The sequence below is a fragment of the Tannerella forsythia 92A2 genome (genome assembly GCF_000238215.1).
Lineage (GTDB): Bacteria > Bacteroidota > Bacteroidia > Bacteroidales > Tannerellaceae > Tannerella > Tannerella forsythia.
On the sequence record NC_016610.1, the window covers coordinates 2,563,137 to 2,583,130 of the forward strand.

The following is a 19,994-nucleotide window of genomic DNA, read 5'->3' on the forward strand; positions in this document are numbered from 1 at the left end:
AAAAACAGATTTTTTATACGCTCGGAGTTTACATTATTCTCCTTTGTCAGCAGATTGTGATAAACTTGTAAATACTTGTCTTAATCTCATTCAAAAAGGAATTGATTTCCATCGCTTCTTTAGTTCTGCCGGTAGCTGCTGCAGCTTTCGCATCCCAATAAACCGGATTGATGTTCATCTTAGTATTGAAACGACTCGCTTGCCCATCGACTGTGATACGGCACATTATCGGAGCCGTGCCGTCTGCTCTCTGTTTGTCTCTTTTCACATAGAAAAGAATACGGAATGTACTTTTCATAAACTCATTTTTTGTGTTACAAAATTAATATCAACTATCTTAAAATGAGTTTTATGCAGACTGCCAAATCCGGACAGCCGTACGCCTTTTTACGACAAACCGTGCCCCTTGTTTCTCCTTTGCCGTACCCCATATCCATTTTTGAAACAAGGGGTACGGTTTAGAGCTATCATTTTGTCTTTTTCTGTCTTTTTCCTGTCTTTCTCATAAGACAATATATATAGAAAAAGCCCTTCAAATTCACTGAATTTGAAGGGCTTGGCTTAATCTTGTCTTCTTTTGACTTAACCTTCCGGCGGAAAGCGAGGGATTCGAACCCCCGGTACAGTTACCCGTACACCGCATTTCGAGTGCGGCCCATTCGACCACTCTGGCAGCTTTCCTTCCTTTTTTAAAGGACGCGCAAAGATAAGATGTTTTTCAGAAAATACAAAAAAACGAATAAACTTACTCGTCGGGATATTTTTGAGGCTTTCTGAAATTTGCGCTTTTCTTACAGCTTTTTTACTGTGTCCGAAAGACTCTTCATTATTTTGCGCTTTTTAGAGTGGAGAATGTAAAAGTTTTACTATTTTTGCTCGACTTATCAAACAGACAAAAGAATATTAATTTATAAGAAAATATAAACCTTTATGAAATTTGATGTATCAAGTTCCGCGTTGTTGACACGCTTGCAGTCGATCAGTAAAGTGATTGCTTCGAAAAATACGTTGCCTATCTTAGACAGTTTCTTGTTCCAATTGGAGGGGAATAAGTTGACGATTACGGCCTCGGATGTAGAAACTCGTCTGGTAACAACCGTCGATGTGATGAATGCCAACGGAAGCGGTCTGTTTGCTGTTTCTGCCAAGATTCTCTTAGAGCCATTGAAAGAATTGCCGGAACAACCGCTTGTGTTTGAGATCAACGATGATAATTTGTCGACGATTGTGCGTTACGAAAACGGGAAGTATGAGTTTATCGGCCAGCGTGGTGATACATATCCCCAACAAAAACCGTTGAGTGAAAATGCTATGGGCTTCACTATGGAATCGCAGGTATTATTGAACGGGATCGGACGGGCGTTTTTTGCTACGGCCGACGACGAACTTCGTCCGGTGATGAACGGAATCTATTTTGATATTCAAACCGATAATCTGACGTTTGTCGCTTCGGATGGTCATAAACTGGTGCGGTTACGTAATCTGGCTGTCAGGTCGGAAGGGCGTGCCTCGTTTATTTTGCCGAAGAAGCCGGCGAATTTGTTGAAGGCTTTATTGCCTAAGAATACCGATCCGGTCAAGATAGCGTTCGATGAAAATAATGCATACGTAAAGACGGTTAACTTCGAGATGGTTTGCCGTTTGATCGAAGGACGTTACCCGAACTACAACAGTGTGATTCCACAAGATAATCCCAACAAAGTAACGGTCGATCGCGTGTCGTTGCTGATGGCCTTGAAACGCGTATCCGTTTCTTCCAACCCTGCCAGCGGTTTGGTTAAGTTACAACTTTTAAAAGATGCCATGATGATCTCGGCACAAGACATTGACTTTTCCACTTCGGCCGAAGAGCGAGTGATGTGTCAATATGAAGGAATGGATTTGAGCATCGGATTTAAAGGAACTTTTTTGATCGAGATCTTAAGTAACATTAATTCAGGTGAGATTGTGCTGGAATTGGCTGATCCGTCTCGCGCCGGCGTGGTTGTGCCTGTAGAGAATGAACCGGAGGAGGAACTGCTGATGTTGCTCATGCCAATGGTCTTGAACGATTAAATAGCAAATGCATGCAACTCAATTTAGCAAACCCGCTGGTGTTTTTTGATTTGGAGACTACCGGTGTGAACATCTGTAAAGACCGGATTGTAGAAATCTCGTATTTAAAAATCTCGCCGAACGGAAAAGAAGAGGGAAAAACCCGCCGCATCAATCCGGAGATTCCTATTCCTCTCGAAGCCACGGCTATACATGGCATCACAGACGAGGATGTGAAGGATTGTCCGACGTTTAAAGAGATTGCCAAATCATTGGCGTCGCAGATCGAAGGATGTGACTTGGCCGGATTTAATTCGAACCGCTTTGATATTCCACTGCTGGCCGAAGAATTTTTGCGTGCGAATGTGAACATTGATTTATCCAAACGTAAGTTTATCGACGTACAGACCATCTTTCATAAGATGGAGCAGCGCACTCTGCAGGCCGCCTACAAATTTTACTGTGATAAAGAGTTGGATGATGCCCATAGCGCCGAAGCCGACACGAAAGCGACGTATGAGGTATTGAAAGCACAGTTAGACCGCTATCCCGATTTGAAGAACGATATGAAATTTCTATCCGAATATTCGAGTTTTACGAACAATGTCGATTTTGCCGGACGGATGATTTATAACGACAAAGGAGAAGAAATGATCAACTTCGGGAAGTATAAAGGACGTCTGGTGACGGAGGTGTTACAACTTGACCCGAGTTACTATGCATGGATCATCGGAGGTGATTTTCCGCTGAACACGAAGCAGAAACTGACAGAAATCCGGATGAGGATGAAGCAGTGACAAATCACGGACAAAGATAATAAGAAGCGAAACTGTTCGTTGTAAACGTATGCGAGGGAAAAAAATCATCTTGGGCATCACAGGCAGTATTGCTGCCTATAAGGCTGCATATCTGATTCGTGCTTTGGTAAAAGATGGAGCGGAGGTACAGGTGGTGATGACACCGGCGGCGAAAGAGTTTGTCACGCCTCTGACCTTGGCCACCTTGAGCCGTAAGCCGGTAATCAGTGAGTTTTTCTCCAACCGCGACGGCTCGTGGAACAGTCACGTCGATTTGGGACTGTGGGCCGATGCGATGCTTATCGCTCCGGCTACGGCTTCGACGATCGGAAAGATGGCGAACGGGGTGGCGGATAATATGCTGGTGACGACGTACCTCTCGTGTAAGGCGCCTGTTTTTATCGCTCCGGCGATGGACTTGGATATGTTTGCTCATCCGTCGACACGGCAAAATCTGGCCCGCCTGCGTTCCTACGGTAATCATATCATCGAGCCGGGCGAGGGCGAGTTGGCCAGCCAGTTGGTCGGCAAGGGACGGATGCAGGACCCTGACGAGATTATCCGTGTGCTGTCTGCTTTCTTTGCTTCCTCGAACGATTTACAGGGGAAAACGATCCTGATCACGGCGGGACCCACGTACGAAAAGATCGATCCCGTACGTTTTATCGGCAACTACTCTTCGGGAAAGATGGGATTTGCGTTGGCCGAGGCATGTGCACGAAGAGGCGCGAAGGTACGATTGATCACCGGGCCAGTCTCACTGAAGGTGGATCACCCCCGCATTCTCCGGACAGATGTTGAGTCGGCCGATGAGATGTATGAGTTGGCAGTGTCGGCTTTCTCGGATGCGGAGATTGCAATCCTTTCGGCAGCGGTAGCTGATTATCGTCCGGCAGAGCAGGCGGCGCAGAAGATCAAACGCGAGGGGCAGGAGGTGCTCTCGTTATCATTGGTGCGTAACAGGGATATTGCGGCCACCTTGGGTGAAAAGAAGCGTACGGGACAGTATTTGGTGGGCTTTGCCTTGGAAACGAACGACGGTGTGGCACATGCGAAAGAGAAGTTGACACGAAAACATCTCGACATGATTGTGCTGAACTCGCTTCGGGAAGAAGGGGCCGGTTTCGCGTGCGATACGAATAAAATCACCGTGATCGATCGCGAAGGGCAAATGACCGATTTTCCGTTGAAAGATAAAAAAGCCGTGGCCGACGACATCTTAGATTGTCTGAAAACGTTAATAACAAAAGGATGAACAAAAGAAAGAAGTGGCTTGTCTGTCTGTTGGCAACGATGGCGTTAAGCGCTTGGTCGCAGGTATCCGAACTGAATGCGAAGTTGTCTATTAACAGCAGTAAAATACAGGGCACGAACAAGGAAGTTTTTAACACCTTGCAGAGGGCCTTGAATGAGTTTATCAATAATAAGAAATGGACGAACGCCAAGTTTTCGCCCAATGAGCGGATTGACTGCGCATTTACGATGATTGTCAACACGCTCGAAGATAACAGGTTCAGTTGCGAGCTGCAAGTTCAGGCGCGTCGTCCGGTTTACAATTCGTCTTACACAACCACGATTTTTAACTTCCGCGACACGCAACTTGATTTCCAATATACTGAAATGGAACCGTTGGAATATTCCGAAACAACCTTGCAAAGCAATCTGACAGCAACCATTGTGTTTTATATATATGTGATTCTGGGAATCGATTTCGACGGCTTTTCGCCCAAGGGCGGGAGTGTCTTTTTCCAGCAAGCGCAGCAGATTCTGACGTTGGCGCAGTCCGAACCGTCGTGGAACGGCTGGAAAGCATTTGAGAATGATCGCAACCGTCACGCGCTGATTACGGCGCTGACTGAGAATCAGAGCGAAGGATACCGTCAATTCTGGTACGATTATCACCGCAAAGGGCTTGATGAGATGGCGGCAAATGCCGATCGCGGACGGACGAATATCCTTGAGGCCTTACCCGCTTTGACAGCGCTCAAGAGTGCACGGCCCAATTCGATTTTGCTGCAAGTTTTCTCCGATACGAAATTAGATGAGCTGGTAGCCATCTACTCCAAAGCCACGACGCAGGAGAAACAAACCGGTTATAAAACCTTGTCGAATCTTTATCCGGGCCAGACGAACCGGCTCGAATCACTTAGAAATTAACCTATGCTTCAATCGCTTTTTATACGAAACTTCGTCTTGATAGACGAACTCCATATCCGCTTTGACGAGGGCTTTTCGGTCGTGACCGGTGAAACGGGAGCCGGAAAGTCGATTATCCTCGGAGCATTGGGCCTTGTGCTGGGGCAACGTGCCGATTCGAAAAGTATTCAGTCCGGCGCCGATAAATGTGTGGTTGAGGCCGTGTTTGATGTCTCGGCTTATCAGCTCGAAGACTTTTTTCTGTCGCATGACTTGGAATACGATGCAAAGAATTGCATTTTGCGGCGCGAACTAATGAGCAGCGGCAAGTCACGCGCATTCATCAACGATACGCCGGCCCCGCTCTCGGTGGTCAAGGCTTTGGGCGACCGGCTGATCGATGTGCATTCGCAGCATCAGAATCTCTTGCTGGCCGATACGCAGTTTCAGATGAACGTCGTCGATATCATGGCCAAAACGGAGTCTTTGCTGGTGGCTTACCGGCGCGAGTATGACCGTTATCAATCCGTCGTGCGGCAGTTGGAGGAGCTGGAAGCGTTGGCGGCCAAAAGCCGGCAGGACGAGGATTATCTGCGTTTTCAGGTCGAAGAATTACGGGCGGCACAGTTGACGGCCGGCGAGCAGGAAGAGTTGGAGGCTGAGCTGGAAACGCTCTCGCATACGGAAGAAATTAAGTCGGCGTTGTATAAAGTCACCGACAATCTGATCGGAGAGGAGAGGGGCGTGGTGCAGCAGCTGAAAGAGGCGCTTCATGACGTCGAGGCGTTAGAGGCGTATTTCCCGAAGGCGAAAGATTTTGCAGATCGCTTGCGTTCGGCATGGACGGATATGGCCGATCTGGCGTCGGAGACGGATGTGCTGAAGGAAGACGTGGAGTTCGATCCGAACCGTTTGGAGTGGGTCAACGAGCGGCTTAACACGATTTATTCATTGCAGCAGAAACACCGTGTACCGTCGGTCGAAGAGCTGCTTGCGATACAGCAGCAGTTGACGACCCAGCTCTCGGCCATCGATTTGTTCGATGAACAGATGGAGACGCTTACGAAGCAGCGCGAAACGATTTACGAAGCGTTGATGGTACAGGCCGGCGCGTTGACGGCTCGCCGCCATGAGGCGGCTACCGAGATAGAGCAGCAGCTTGTCGACCGGATGGTACTGCTGGGCATTCCCAATACTCGCTTCAGGATCGAACTTTGGCCCAAAGAAAAACCGTCGGCCGACGGGATGGACGAGGTCTGCTTCCTCTTCTCGGCCAATAAGAACGAAGCACTCAAACCGGTAGCGCAGACGGCTTCGGGCGGTGAAATCTCCCGCCTGATGTTGTGCATCAAAGCCATGATTGCCGGTTTTGCCGCGTTGCCGGCCATCATCTTCGACGAGATCGATACGGGCATATCGGGCGAGATCGCCGACAAAATGGCTGATATCATGCAAGACCTCGGGCAAAAGATGCAGGTGATTACGATTACGCACCTGCCGCAGATCGCGGCCAAAGGACGGGCGCACTATTTCGTTTATAAGGAAGATACGGCCGAACGGACATTGACACGTATTCGTCTGCTGACGACCGGAGAACGTGTCAACGAAGTGGCGCGGATGCTCAGCGGAGCGTCGCTGACCGACGCCGCCGTGGCGAATGCGAAGGCGTTGTTGCAAAAAGAAAAATAAACCGGAAAAGATGAGCGATAAAGACATGATATTCGGCATTCGTGCCGTGATGGAGGCGATACAGGCCGGCCGCGAGGTAGACAAGATCATGGTGAAAAAGGACTTGCAAGGCGACTTGATCCGCGAGCTGGGCGAGCTGCTCAAAGGGCAGATGGTGCCGGTGCAACGTGTGCCGGTGGAGCGGTTGAACCGCATCACACGGAAGAACCATCAGGGGGTAATCGCGTTTGTCTCGGCCGTGACGTATCACCGGCTCGAAGACCTCATCCCTTTTGTGTTTGAGCAGGGGCGAGACCCGTTCATCGTGTTGCTCGACGGAGTGACGGACGTGCGCAATTTCGGGGCGATAGCCCGCACGTGCGAGTGTGCCGGGGTCGATGCGCTGGTCATCCCGTCGGAAGGGAGCGTTTCGGTCACGGCCGATGCGATGAAGACTTCGGCCGGGGCGCTCAACGTGTTGCCCGTATGCAAGGAGCGCACTATTCATCAAGCCATCCGTTTTTTGAAAGACAGTGGGGTGAAGGTGTTTGCCGCTACCGAAAAGGCCTCGGCAAGTTATACCGAGGTGATGTACGACGGACCGGTGGCCTTTGTCATGGGCGCCGAAGATACGGGGGTTTCGGCAACGAACCTGCGCATTTGTGATGAGATGATCCGGATCCCGCAGGTCGGATCCATCGCCTCGCTCAACGTGTCAGTCGCTACGGGAGTGATACTCTTTGAAGCACTCCGACAACAAGGCCTGCACGACGCTTCTTCATAGGTACAATACGTGCTTTGAATGCTATGATTTTGACTGACTTATCACGGCAAGCATTTTTCCTTGCATTGCACTTCGTAAAAAAATCTATATGACAAGTCCGTGAAACCTCATTAGGCAATACAACATACCAATTAAACCAAAAAGGGTGTATAAAAACATTACGTTTTGATACACCCTCTTCTTATTACAAAATAGACTAAGAGTAATGTCACATGTTATTTGGTGACTTTATTGACCACAGCCTTAAATGCTTCGGGATGATTCACGGCCAAGTCGGCCAGCACCTTCCGGTTGATTTCGATTCCGGCTTCGCGCAATCCTCCCATCAGGCGAGAATACGACAGTCCTTCCAGACGTGCGGCAGCATTGATACGCTGTATCCACAATGCGCGGAAATTACGTTTCTTGTTACGACGATCACGGAAAGCATAGGTCAACCCTTTCTCCCACGTATTTTTAGCAACTGTCCATACGTTTTTACGAGCTCCATAATACCCTCTCGTAAGTTTCAGAATCCGTTTTCTTTTTGCTCTTGAAGCAACATGATTTACTGATCTTGGCATAATTTTGAATTTTTGAATGTCAGCGCCACCTTTTCAGATGATCTTGGGAGCTAAACATTCGGTTAATAAAATAATGAATAATCTCTTGCTCCTGATTTATTTCATGCAAAGCATTTCCTTCACACTACGTACATTCGCACTGTCTACCAAACCGGTCGCGGTCAGGTTTCGTTTTTGCTTTTTCGTCTTCTTCGTCAGAATATGACTCTTAAAAGCATGTTTTCTTTTGATTTTCCCTGTTCCGGTAAGGGCGAACCTCTTTTTGGCACCGGAATTAGTCTTCATCTTTGGCATAACTCTTTTTTAAATTGTTAAGTTGTTAATATAAATATGTAAATACAAGTTTATCTTACTTTTTTCAAACGGATTGCTCTTTGGAGGCCATTTCGGCAGGTTTTGACGGAGGCGTAGTTCCTGTCGCCTTGGTTGAGGCCTGCTTAGCCGAGCTACTGCTCTTCTTCGGGCTGAGCATGATCGTCATACGCTTTCCTTCCAGCACCGGCATCTGCTCTAATTTTCCGTATTCCTCCAAATCGTTGGCAAACCGTAACAGAAGCACTTCACCCTGTTCCTTGAAAAGAATGGAGCGTCCCTTGAAAAACACATAAGCTTTCACTTTGGCTCCTTCTCCCAAAAACTCTTTGGCGTGACGCAACTTGAAATTGTAATCGTGGTCGTCTGTTTGCGGCCCAAACCGAATCTCTTTCACGACAACTCTCACCGATTTTGCCTTCTGTTCTTTCTGTCGCTTCTTTTGTTGATAGAGAAACTTCTGATAATTGGTGATTCTACATACCGGAGGATCGGCATTCGGTGAAATCTCTACTAAATCCATCTCTTGGGCTTCGGCGATCTGTAAAGCCCTCTCGATAGGATATACCCCTTGAGTTACATTATCACCGACTAAGCGAACTTCGGGCACCCGAATACGTTCATTAATCCGGTATTGCTCCTTCAGTCTGTCGTTTTTCATCTTCTTTTGATTGTCCAAATAATAAAAATCCTCCTTTTCTATCGTATCAATTTCTTTGTTCTTTCTCCCACCGGTTCATCATATCGCCTACTTCGGCAGTGATTTGCGCGGCAAAGGTAGCAATTTTCATCGTACCCTGATCGCCTTCTCCTTGTTTTCTTATCGATATTTCGTTATTTTCTTGTTCTTTCTCACCAACAATCAGCATGTAAGGGATTCGTTTCAGCTCATTGTCACGGATTTTCCGACCGATCTTTTCATTACGGTCGTCTACGAGCACACGGATATCGTGCTGTTCCAATTCTCTGGCAACCTGATGTGCATAGTCATTAAAGCGCTCTCCGATAGGCAGTACCACCGCCTGATCGGGTGTCAGCCACAACGGGAATTTACCTCCCGTATGCTCAATCAAGACAGCCACAAAGCGTTCGATCGATCCGAAAGGAGCACGGTGAATCATAACCGGACGGTGCTTCTGATTGTCGTCGCCCGTATATTCCAGTTCGAAACGCTCGGGTAAGTTATAATCTACCTGTATGGTACCTAACTGCCAGCGGCGACCGATGGCATCTTTTACCATAAAGTCGAGCTTCGGACCATAAAAAGCGGCCTCTCCCAGTTCCACTTTCGCCGGCAGTCCTTTTTCTTCGCAAGCCTCGATAATGGCGCGTTCGGCTTTTTCCCAATGCTCGTCCGAACCGATATATTTTTCTCTATTCTTCGGATCACGCAGCGAAATCTGTGCTTCGAAATTCTCGAAGTCGAGCGCTTTGAAAATAATAAAAATGATATCCATTACTTTCAAAAACTCATCCTTCAACTGATCCGGGCGACAGAAGATATGGGCATCATCCTGCGTGAATCCGCGCACCCTTGTCAGACCGTGCAATTCACCGCTCTGTTCGTAACGATAAACCGTACCAAATTCTGCCAAACGTAACGGCAGGTCTTTGTAAGAATGCTGAGTGATTTTATAAATTTCGCAATGATGCGGACAATTCATCGGTTTCAGCAAAAATTCTTCACCTTCCTGCGGCGTGTGGATAGGTTGAAACGAGTCTTTGCCATATTTGGCATAATGTCCAGAAGTTACATATAATAATTTACCTCCGATATGCGGGGTCATGACCTGCTGATATCCATACTTTTTCTGGATGCGTTTCAAGAAATCTTCGAGCCTGAGGCGTAACTGGGTACCACGCGGCAACCACAACGGCAAACCCGAACCGACAGCAGACGAGAAAGCAAACAATTCCAACTCACGTCCTATTTTACGATGGTCGCGCTTCTTCGCCTCTTCCATCATCGTTAGATATTCGTCGAGCATCTTTTTCTTGGGGAACGTGATCCCGTAGAGACGCACGAGTTGCTTCCGTTTTTCGTCGCCACGCCAATACGCGCCGGCGACACTTGTTATTTTAACAGCCTTGATATACGATGTATTAGGCAGGTGCGGCCCCCGACACAAATCAGTAAACGTACCTTGTGTATAGGTCGATATCTGTCCGTCTTCCAGCTCACTGATAAGCTCCGTCTTGTAGACTTCTCCGCGATCGCCGAACATTTTCATAGCGTCTGCCTTCGAGATGCTTGTCCGCTGAATCGCTTCTCCTTTGCCGGCCAGCTCCATCATTTTGGCCTCGATCTTCGCAAAATCGCTATCGGTGATAACGTTGTCTCCCAAATCAACATCGTAATAAAATCCGTTTTCGATAGCCGGCCCGATGCCAAACTTAACGTTCGGATAGAGTTGTTGTAGAGCCTCGGCCATCAGGTGAGCGCTCGAATGCCAGTAAGCATGCTTACCGTCTTCATCATCCCACTTCAAAAGCTGTATCGCCGTGTCGTGCATAAGCGGACGCGTTAAATCCCACACTTCTCCGTTTACTTTGGCTGCCAATACTTCCTGTGCCAAACGAGGGCTGATATTTTTTGCAATCTCCATCGGAGTCGTACCTTCTGCAAATTCCTTGACAGACTGATCCGGAAATGTAATTTTTATCATTGTTTTTTACTGAGAATCTGAAATTAGGGCACAAAGGTAACTATTTTTTGCAGAATCTTTAATTTCCTTCCTTCAAAAAAATTCTTTTATGCCCGATTTTACCGTATATCTTTCTTTATTGGCAAGAAGCAAGTCTTTTATTGCACACGCCTTAAGCCAACACCAACTTAAAATATCCACTAATTACTTCAATTTTCATACGCTAAACCGTGGCTTCATCTATGTCTTGGATTGTGGATACACGATGCTTCATAAAGCGTGATCGATTTTAGTACGGATTTCATGCACATCCGTATGCACATAAACTTCCGGCTGTATATGAACATTACATAAAGTAAGTATTCAATAAATGAATGTCCGTATATCCATCTAAAAATGATTCGCTCGGTTAGAATCCTACACAAAAGAATATGAATCTGTTTCGTGAATCAATTCTCCTTTTCTTTTTGGTAGACGTATTCGTAAGCGCCGATTGAAGGGCCGGTATGGTTATTCAAACGGTCAACTCCATGGCGGTCGGTCGGATACAGAGCCGTTATGGTCCGGTCAGCTCCGCTGATTCCGACGGATTGATTCGCCAGCCGAAAGTCAAACGCATAGGCATGATCCTCGCCGCCAGTCCGGATATATGTTGGTTTCCGATTGAAGATACACTGAACGAAACGCGAGTTATCCGTTATTTTTTTCGTCTGGATAAGGCATGCGTTGAAACGATAGTTGAATCCATCTCCGCCTTCGGGACGGTTTTCTTTCGTGAAAAATGCGATTTCGCCCCGGTAAAGTTTCGTCGTATCGTCATGCAGGCTTCCGTCGACGATGCAGTTGTCGAAAGCGGCCTGCCGTATCGGAAGATGCACCGATCGATTATTAATTTTCGCCGTATCGGAAAGTACCAGCGCTGCCACCCGTTTACGTGGCGCCAGCTTCATGTAGTTCGCTATCGTGCAATGCGTGAACTGGTAGAAACCGCCAATGAGACAGACCGTGTTCTCGGCCGCGTTCGTAAATTCACTGTTCGACGCTTCGATGCGACAGTTAACGGCTGTCAGCAAGCTGCCTTGACTGTTCGTGATCTGTGAGTTGTGGATGCGGATTTTCAGGTTATCCGGTGTCGATTCGTGGAAAAACAACCCGGAAGTCGTATTTTTCACAATCACTTGTTCAAACTCGTTATCAAAGCTTGATGCCCCGAAATAAATACCATCCCATTGTCCGGGTATGCGGTCGTAGGCCAATGTGACATTGGCATAGATACTGTCTAAGCGGTCGCCGCGAAAAACAATGGGCTTCTCAAGCGTTCCTTTGGCTTTGATGTTACCCAAGACGATGAGGCTGGCATGTTTATGGAAATACAGTGTGACACCTGGCTGCAATGTGGCTGTCACCCCTTCGGCAACGACCAAGCTATCGTAGATAAGATATGGGCGATCGGCTGTGAGCGTCGTATTCTCGGTGTACGTCACCCCACCTTTAAGCAGATGTACATCCTGCCCGCAAGCCTGCAGGAGTACGGATTGCCTGATCCCGTTCGTATAAAACAGTATGGAATCTTCGACAATCATCGGTTGGTCGGAGTTGTTCGGATCAACCGTCACCTCGACAAGTATGTAGAGGCTGTCTCGCTTCCAGATGTCGATGTCGCGAAACGAGCTGCCTTTTCGTCCGTCTACATTGATACGGAATCCGCTCTTTCCGGGATTAGCAAGCGTCACCGACTCAATACGCAGATTTTCGTTGTGTGGGTTATAGACCTTGAAGTGTTTCGTGGCCGAACCGATCGTGGTAAATACGGTATCGAACGAAAGCGTATCGGTCGAAAAATCAAGTCGGAGGTCGGGGTTGGTCGAATAATCGTCCACCCCTTCACAGCCGACTGTCAGGTTGATAAACAACCCGATAAACAAACAAAAAATGATAATTTTTTTCTCCACTGTTTCTTAGCATTCTACCGTAATAGAACGCCTTTTTGCGCGGAATATTTTATGCCGGAATGTTTTTCAACACCTCAAGTAAATGTTTCCACCACAAATCGACTGTGGCGATCTCGATCCGCTCGGTAGGCGAGTGTACATCGCGCAGTGTCGGGCCGAAAGAGATCATATCCAGATAGGGATACTTTTCGAGGAACAATCCGCACTCCAATCCGGCGTGAATGGCCATAATCTGTGCATCCTTGCCGAACAGTTTGCGATACGTTTCCTGCGCCACCTTCAAAATTTCCGACTTCGGGTTCGGCGCCCATCCAGGATACCCTTCTCCATGCTGTACTTCGGCATCGGCCAGCAGGAATACGGCAGCCACCTGATCAGCCACGGCATTTTTTGCCGACTCGAGCGAGCTGCGCTGGCTTGTGCCTACGACGATCTTGCCATTCTCCGGCATTTTTACCGATGCCAAGTTAGTCGATGTTTCCACCAATCCTTCGATATCCTGGCTCATCCCCATCACTCCGTGCGGACAAGCCAGCAACGAACGAATCAATCGCGTAGCCATTTCTTTCGGCATACATGTCTTTGGGGCTTCGACCGTCTCCATGGTCATGCGCACATTCGGGTCGACGTGTTTGAGTTCGTTCTCCACATCAGCCTGAAAACGGTTCAATAAAACACGCACCTGCTCGCGGTCTTCCCCTTTCAGCCCGATAACGGCATAAGCCTCACGAGCAATCGCATTATGCAGGTTCCCTCCTTCGACAGCAGCAAGCACAAAGTCAAATTTCTTGTTCAATGTATAAAGGAAACGCGCCATGAGTTTGTTGGCATTCCCGAGTTGTTTGTGAATATCACCTCCCGAATGCCCGCCGTTCAGCCCCGTAACAACAATCTTAAAATACTGTAACGAAGCCGGTACAGATGCCGGTTCGTACGTAAATGTCGCTACCGTTCCTTTACCGCCGGCACATCCCATAAAGAGCTGCCCTTCGTCTTCGCTGTCGAGGTTGAGCAGGATTCTTCCGGTCATAAAGCCTTCGGCTAACGCTGCAGCTCCTGTCAGGCCAGTCTCTTCGTCAACCGTAAACAGGCATTCGATTGGGCCATGCTCGATATTGTCCGAAGCTAATAACGCTAATTCGGCCGCCATGCCGATTCCGTTGTCGGCCCCCAACGTCGTCCCTTTCGCACGTAACCATTCTCCGTCGACCACCGTTTCTATCGGGTCATTATCAAAATCATGCACAACGTCGTTGTTTTTTTCACAAACCATGTCCATGTGCGACTGTAGCACAACCGTCGGCAGCTGTTCATATCCGGGCGTAGCAGCCTTTGAGATCAGGATATTTCCGACGGCGTCTTTCTTGAGCGGGAGATGGTGTTGGTCGGCAAAGTTTTCCAGATACCGAATGATTTTCCCCTCCTTCTTCGATGGGCGAGGCACTTGAGTAATTTCGTAAAAATACTTCCACACAATGGCAGGTTGTAAATCTAAAATTGTCTTCATGTTTTTAATTCTTTATACATTGTATTAAACCGTTGATATTATTAAAGATACGAGCATCAAACAGAAAAAAGACAGAATTATTCGCAAAAAGGAATGTTCTATTTGGCGAAACTTGTATCTTTGCGTCCACAAAGATAAGAAAAATGTTTATCACGCTAACAATAGGAACAGCAATTATTATTTTGACTATTTGTCTCGTTCTGCTCTGTATAAGGGTCATTATAAAAAAGGACGGACATTTTCCGAATACACACATCGACAGCAGCCCTGCTTTGCGCAAGCAGGGAATATGTTGTGCGAAAACACAAGACCGGCAAGCTCTACACCATAAAAACCTTGCAGAGCGCATGAAAGAAATGAATATAAACTAAATTTTGGCTGATATATGAAGAATAATGTAAACTATGTGATTCAAGGGATTCTCGCAATTGCTGTGATTATCCTGTTTGTAATGTATTTCTCCGGAAAAAAGAGCAATACTCCCGCCATGAGGAGTGCGACGGCCGAGTCGGGCGAACAGATTGCCGGATTTCCGGTGGCATATATTAATGTAGATTCATTATTGCTGAAGTACAATTTTTCCATCGATCTGAACGAGCAAATCCTGAAAAAACAGGAGAATGCACGTGCCAACTACACACAGAAAGCGCGTAGTCTGCAATCGGAAGCCGAAGAATTTCAGTACAAATTGCAGAACGGAGCTTTTGCTACGCGCGAACGGGCAGAGCAGGAACAGCAACGTCTGATGAAAAAGCAACAGGAATTGCAGGAACTTGACAGCCGACTGACACAAGAGTTGATGGAGCAGACCCAAGCTATGAATGAGCAACTGCGCGACACGGTAGTCCATTATCTGAAACAATATAATCAGGGCAAGGGCTACCAGATTATTTTCAGTAATACGGCCGGTAGCCCGATCTTTCTGGCAGACGATGCTTACAATATTACCAACGAAATTGTGGAATACCTGAACAAACGGTATTCGGGCGCAAAGTAAAGAAAGAGGCCCGAAGACAAAATCGGAAAACCTACTCTCCACCTACCGGCACTCCTTTACAGAAGGTTTTTACGACGTTAAACTGCGCATCGACGATGTTGATATCGGCGTCTTTGCCGACAGCAATGGAGCCTTTGCGGTCGAAAATTCCCATCATTTTGGCAGTCGTGCCGCTCGTCATCCTGACAACATCGATGGCGGGAAGTCCGACGTTGAAGATGAGATGACGAACCATCTTGTCGACCGGAGTGATCGATGAGGCTAATGAGGTGCGTGTACTGTTCATGACAACGCCGTTTTCGACCACATACGTCTCTCCGCACGAATGAATCGTGTCGCCGTGCGTTACGACGCCGGCCGCTCTGCTGGCATCGGAACAGACCGAAAGTCTGCCCACCCCTTTGCAGCGATAGGCAATCTGAATCAGTTCGTTGGGCAAGTGATAGCCGTCGCAGATGATTTCGGCATACAGCGCGTCTTGCGTCAATGCCGCCTCAACGACACCGCCGATGCGGAAGGATCCCGTTTTCTTCGTCTGCGACATGGCGTTGTAGAGATGCGTCACACTCGTCGCTCCGGCTTCGATCGCCGCCAGCACTTCGTTGTATTCCGCACAGCTATGCCCTACCGACAGTTGGATGTTCATCGCCCGCAACGCCGGAAAATAATCGAGGTTATGCCCGACTTCGGGCGCAATGGTAGTGCGCCGGATGACGTCGCTGTAAGTTTCGTAAAACCGCAGATGATCGTCTGTCATGGGGAGAATAGCGTCTTCGGCCTGACTTCCTTTGTAGACCTTGTTCAGGAAAGGCCCTTCGAGATGACAGCCTGCGATCTCCGTCTCTCCCGCTTGGTTCTGCCGCATGACCGAACGGACGGCTTGCAACCCTTGTTCAAGCGCGGGCAACAGATCGGCTGCCAATGTCGGGTAGAGGGTGGTCACTCCGTGTCTGCCGTAAAATGTACGCATCTTCACGAGGGCTTCTTCCGTTCCCTGATTGCAATCGTACCCGCCTCCGCCGTGGCAATGCGCGTCGATGTAGCCGGGGACCACTGAAAGCCCGGTTCCGTTGATGACCCTTGTTGCGTCTGCTGTCTCTTCAGAAGTACGGCAGACCGATGCAATAACGCCGTCGGACAGCAGCAGACTTCCGTCGCGGATGATTTCCTGTTCGGTATAAATATCGATGTGAGTAATCCGAATATTCATGGGTATTTTGTTGCTGAAGTGCATGACGGTTTATTGGTTGGCCATGCGGTAGATGGCTTCCATATCCTCGCGATTCAGTTTCTTGAAGTTACCGGCCGTCACGCTGCCGTTCCGACTGCATTTATCGGCCATCAGTCGGATCTCTTCGTCGGTGGCTTCGCGCCCGATCAATTCTCTGATGCTCACCGGCATGCCGATAGCCCGGTAGAAGTCTTCCATTGCCTTGATGCCGGCCAGCGCCGTACTTTCGGGATCGGTAAAGTCGTTGTCGATTCCCATCACATTAACGGCAAACCGAACGAAACGGGATACGTTCTCACGGTAGGTGTAACGCGCCCAACTTCCCCAAAGGGCTGCCAGCCCCGCACCGTGAGCTACATCGAACAGAGCGCTCAGCTCGTGTTCGAGCATGTGCGTGGCAAAATCGGGCGTTGTCCCGCATCCCGTTAGGTCGTTGTGCGCAAGACTGCTGGCCCACATGATCTGAGCGCGATAGCGATAATTCGTCGGGTCGTTCAGCACCTTAAACGTACTGTCCCTGACGACGCGCAGCAAACCTTCGGCCAACGTATCGGTAAGCGTCATATCGTCGTCCTGAGAGAAATAGCGCTCCATCGTGTGCATCATGATGTCTACCGCCCCGCAGGCTGTCTGATAGGGAGGCAACGTATAGGTGCGCTCCGGATTCATGATGGCAAAACGGCAACGTCCCAAGTTGCTGTCGTAAGCCCGCTTGAGCTCCCCTTCTTCTTTCGAGATCACGCTTCCGCTGCTCATCTCACTTCCGGCTGCGGGGATGGTCAGTACGGCTGCCACGGGATAGCAGGCTCGCGCTTTCGCTTTACCTTCGAAGAAGTCCCACACATCGCCCTCGTAGGCCAGTCCGTAGGCAATCGCCTTGGCTGAGTCGATGACACTTCCTCCTCCCACGGCAAGGATAAAATCGACCCGCTCGCTGCGTCCCAGCTCGATACCTTCGTACACTTTCGACAGTCTGGGATTAGGCACGACACCGCCCAACTCTACGAAAGGAATCTGTTCGCCGTTAAGCAGATCACGGATTTTCCCAAGCAAACCGGAGCGCTCGGCGCTGCCTCCTCCGTAATGTATCAACACCTTGTTCCCTCCGTAACGCTTGATCAGTTTCGCAACCTTCTCTTCCGAGTTTGCTCCGAATACCACTTCGGTAGGAGCATAATAAGTAAAATCTTTCATGACGCGGTCTTGTTTAATTTTTGGAGAGACAAATTTAAACAAAAGTTCCGACAATTTCAAACAGCATCCATTAAAATAATGTTCAACAATTTATCGCCTTACCCTGACCTGAAAAACGTCAAAACCTTTTTACAGAAACAAGGACCAACAGACATCAGTTAGCCCATGCGGCTGATTTTTTTCAGTCGTTCTTCGTCGATGATTTTGATTTTGCGGCCATCCAACGCGATGATGTGTTCGGTTACGAACGTCGAGAGGGTACGGATGGCATTCGAAGTCGTCATGTTCGAGAGATTCGCCAAGTCTTCGCGCGAGAGGTAGATGCTGATTGTTGCGCCGTCTTCTTCGAGTCCGTAATTATCTTTGAGGAAAAGCAGGGATTCGGCCAGACGTCCGCGAATATGCTTCTGTGTCAGGTTGACCGTTCGTTCGTCCGCGATTCCCAAATCAATCGAAAGTTGACGAATAAAAAACATGGCCAGCTTGAAATTGGCGCGAATGAGTGACTCGACAACGGTCATTGGAATGATACATACGGTCGAAGCTTCGAACGCCGAAGCATTGGTCAGGTACGGCTCCCGTGCAAAATAGGCACGGTAGGCAAAATACTGGATCGGCTTGATTACCCGAATAATCTGGCTACGTCCGCCCACTCCCTGTTTGGAGATTTTTACTTTTCCTTTCAGTACGCACATCATGTCTTTCGCCTCATCGCCTTCACAGTAAATCATCTCATTGCGTTTGAAATGCTGGATCGTCGAATTGGCTTTCAAGACCTCCCGTTCCTGCTCGGTTAAGACCCTCCACACCTCTGCTAAACTGGCCGATATATCAAATTCTTTTTTTCCCGATTTGCCCACTGCTGTTTTATAACATACTTTTGAAGCACAAAAATAGAACATATTTTCGAGATGTAAAAAAAATCTTTGATCGACAGATTTTGTGGCGAGGCTTTTTCTCAAACGTTTGCTCTAACAGCCGGTATACTGTGGGAAAACGGACGACTGACCGGTTGCTTTCTTCTTTGCAAACGGATATTTGCAAATGGAATGTACGAAGAGACAGCTTTTTTTATAGCAGAAACGATTGTCGGCGTCCTTCTCCGGATGTAAAGAAGTGTTATTTTTACATAAGTATTTGACTTTCCGAAAAAAAGTATCTATTTTTGTCGCCGAGAAAAAACAGATAAAAAATGAAAAAGACTTTATTCGTCGTCGTTGCCGTAGCATGTGCGGCTTCGGTCGTGGCGCAGGATGTGCCGAAAGACACATCGTATTGGAAGAAAAGCGGTTCGTCATCGTTGACGTTCGGGCAAACCTCGTTCACGAATTGGGCGGCCGGAGGGAATAATTCGGTATCGGTACTGGCTTCGTTTGCCGGGAAGTTGGGTTACGAAAAAGATCCCTGGATGTGGGACAATTCGGTTGATCTGGGTTACGGACTCTCGTATCAGGGAAGTGATCAGATCAAGAACGATGACCATATTGATCTGGCTACACGCTTGGGATATAAAGCTTCGTCGTTGTGGGCATACGCAGCCGAATTGAACTTTAAGTCGCAGTTTTATAAAGGATACGGTAAATATCCGGTTGAAGACGAAACGAAATATATTTCAAAATTCATGGCTCCGGGCTATCTGATCAGCTCGGTGGGTGTGAACTATACGCACCCGAGGGAAGATTTCAAAGTGTTGCTTTCGCCCATGTCGGAAAAGATGACTTTTGTAACCGACCGTCGTCTTTCGGACGAAGGTACGTACGGCGTAGACCAGGGCAAAAAGGTTTTTGCCGAGTTCGGTGCGCTGGCTAAAGCTACGTATTCGAAGAAGTTTACGGAAAATGTGTTGTTTGGTACGGAACTGCTGCTGACGTCGGCTTACCGGACCTTCGGGAACGTCGATATGGATTGGAGGTTGTCACTCGACTGGAAGTTGAACAAATACTTTACATTCAAGGCCAATACGTACCTGCTGTATGACGATGATATCAAGTTTGTCGACAAAGACGGTACCCGAAAAGGCCCGCGTGTTCAATTCAAGGAAGTCATCGGTCTGGGATTCGGTTATATTTTCTAAAAAAGAATTACGTGTCTAAGCGGATCACTTCCCTTTTGTTTTTCCATTCGTCGCAAAGCGCGGGGTATACGGAAGAGAAGAATCTTCACCCCGACGTCGA

The 19,994-nt window shown here is 48.1% G+C and carries 18 protein-coding genes and 1 tRNA gene; 8 read left to right on the plus strand and 11 right to left on the minus strand.

From position 1 onward, the window contains the following. Positions 1-46: 46 nt before the first annotated feature. Together BFO_RS16205 and BFO_RS10395 are read right to left on the minus strand one after the other, a co-directional pair. Positions 47-298 (minus strand): Arm DNA-binding domain-containing protein, encoded by a 252-nt coding sequence (locus BFO_RS16205; protein WP_052299279.1) that lies wholly within the window; start codon positions 296-298, stop codon positions 47-49. A 296-nt stretch (positions 299-594) separates the two neighbouring features. After that, positions 595-681, minus strand: a tRNA-Ser gene (locus tag BFO_RS10395). Positions 682-930: 249 nt separating this feature from the next. Here BFO_RS10395 and dnaN point away from each other — a divergent pair. From dnaN to rlmB, 6 genes are read left to right on the plus strand one after another with little or no spacing between them, the layout of a single operon-like run. After that, positions 931-2,055, plus strand: coding sequence for a DNA polymerase III subunit beta (gene dnaN, locus BFO_RS10400; RefSeq protein ID WP_014225675.1), 1,125 nt, complete (start codon positions 931-933; stop codon positions 2,053-2,055). Between the two features lie 11 nt (positions 2,056-2,066). Continuing rightward, positions 2,067-2,831 carry a 3'-5' exonuclease gene (locus BFO_RS10405; RefSeq protein WP_014225676.1) on the plus strand — a complete coding sequence of 255 codons (765 nt, stop codon included), beginning with the start codon at positions 2,067-2,069 and terminating at the stop codon, positions 2,829-2,831. A 49-nt stretch (positions 2,832-2,880) separates the two neighbouring features. Next, positions 2,881-4,086: a bifunctional phosphopantothenoylcysteine decarboxylase/phosphopantothenate--cysteine ligase CoaBC gene (gene coaBC, locus BFO_RS10410; protein ID WP_014225677.1), complete on the plus strand. Its 1,206-nt coding sequence runs from the start codon at positions 2,881-2,883 to the stop codon at positions 4,084-4,086. Beyond that, a complete protein-coding gene (porD, locus tag BFO_RS10415) occupies positions 4,083-4,988 on the plus strand; it encodes a type IX secretion system protein PorD (protein ID WP_014225678.1) in 906 nt (301 codons plus the stop codon). Before coaBC ends, porD begins: the two co-directional genes overlap by 4 nt. Positions 4,989-4,991: 3 nt before the next feature. After that, positions 4,992-6,656 (plus strand): DNA repair protein RecN, encoded by a 1,665-nt coding sequence (gene recN, locus BFO_RS10420; RefSeq protein ID WP_014225679.1) that lies wholly within the window; start codon positions 4,992-4,994, stop codon positions 6,654-6,656. A 10-nt stretch (positions 6,657-6,666) separates the two neighbouring features. Then, positions 6,667-7,419 carry a 23S rRNA (guanosine(2251)-2'-O)-methyltransferase RlmB gene (gene rlmB, locus BFO_RS10425; RefSeq protein WP_014225680.1) on the plus strand — a complete coding sequence of 251 codons (753 nt, stop codon included), beginning with the start codon at positions 6,667-6,669 and terminating at the stop codon, positions 7,417-7,419. A gap of 215 nt (positions 7,420-7,634) precedes the next feature. Here the strand turns inward: rlmB and rplT are convergent, their stop codons facing one another. The 6 genes from rplT to BFO_RS10455 all read right to left on the minus strand — a co-directional run bounded on the left by rplT (position 7,635) and on the right by BFO_RS10455 (position 14,398). After that, complete coding sequence (gene rplT / locus BFO_RS10430) at positions 7,635-7,982, minus strand: 50S ribosomal protein L20 (protein ID WP_014225681.1); 348 nt, start codon at positions 7,980-7,982, stop codon at positions 7,635-7,637. 96 nt (positions 7,983-8,078) lie between these two features. Then, entirely contained in the window at positions 8,079-8,276 is a 198-nt protein-coding gene (gene rpmI, locus BFO_RS10435) for a 50S ribosomal protein L35 (protein WP_014225682.1), read from the minus strand. 64 nt (positions 8,277-8,340) lie between these two features. Beyond that, entirely contained in the window at positions 8,341-8,955 is a 615-nt protein-coding gene (gene infC, locus BFO_RS10440; protein WP_014225683.1) for a translation initiation factor IF-3, read from the minus strand. A 46-nt stretch (positions 8,956-9,001) separates the two neighbouring features. Next, a complete protein-coding gene (thrS, locus tag BFO_RS10445) occupies positions 9,002-10,960 on the minus strand; it encodes a threonine--tRNA ligase (protein ID WP_014225684.1) in 1,959 nt (652 codons plus the stop codon). Between the two features lie 428 nt (positions 10,961-11,388). Then, positions 11,389-12,891 carry a hypothetical protein gene (locus BFO_RS10450; protein WP_014225685.1) on the minus strand — a complete coding sequence of 501 codons (1,503 nt, stop codon included), beginning with the start codon at positions 12,889-12,891 and terminating at the stop codon, positions 11,389-11,391. A 49-nt stretch (positions 12,892-12,940) separates the two neighbouring features. Continuing rightward, positions 12,941-14,398, minus strand: coding sequence for an aminoacyl-histidine dipeptidase (locus BFO_RS10455; RefSeq protein WP_014225686.1), 1,458 nt, complete (start codon positions 14,396-14,398; stop codon positions 12,941-12,943). A gap of 385 nt (positions 14,399-14,783) precedes the next feature. Between BFO_RS10455 and BFO_RS10465 the strand changes: the two genes are divergently transcribed. Next, positions 14,784-15,395 (plus strand): OmpH family outer membrane protein, encoded by a 612-nt coding sequence (locus BFO_RS10465; RefSeq protein ID WP_014225689.1) that lies wholly within the window; start codon positions 14,784-14,786, stop codon positions 15,393-15,395. A 31-nt stretch (positions 15,396-15,426) separates the two neighbouring features. Here BFO_RS10465 and nagA read toward each other — a convergent pair whose 3' ends face one another. The 3 genes from nagA to BFO_RS10480 form a co-directional block, all read right to left on the minus strand. Beyond that, positions 15,427-16,605 carry an N-acetylglucosamine-6-phosphate deacetylase gene (gene nagA, locus BFO_RS10470; protein ID WP_014225690.1) on the minus strand — a complete coding sequence of 393 codons (1,179 nt, stop codon included), beginning with the start codon at positions 16,603-16,605 and terminating at the stop codon, positions 15,427-15,429. Positions 16,606-16,635: 30 nt separating this feature from the next. Further along, a complete protein-coding gene (locus BFO_RS10475; protein WP_014225691.1) occupies positions 16,636-17,820 on the minus strand; it encodes an iron-containing alcohol dehydrogenase in 1,185 nt (394 codons plus the stop codon). A gap of 158 nt (positions 17,821-17,978) precedes the next feature. Further along, positions 17,979-18,680 (minus strand): Crp/Fnr family transcriptional regulator, encoded by a 702-nt coding sequence (locus BFO_RS10480; protein ID WP_041591301.1) that lies wholly within the window; start codon positions 18,678-18,680, stop codon positions 17,979-17,981. Between the two features lie 332 nt (positions 18,681-19,012). Here BFO_RS10480 and BFO_RS10490 point away from each other — a divergent pair, with 332 nt between their 5' ends. After that, positions 19,013-19,894, plus strand: a complete 882-nt coding sequence (locus BFO_RS10490) for a DUF3078 domain-containing protein (protein ID WP_014225694.1) — start codon at positions 19,013-19,015, stop codon at positions 19,892-19,894. Positions 19,895-19,994 lie beyond the last annotated feature (100 nt).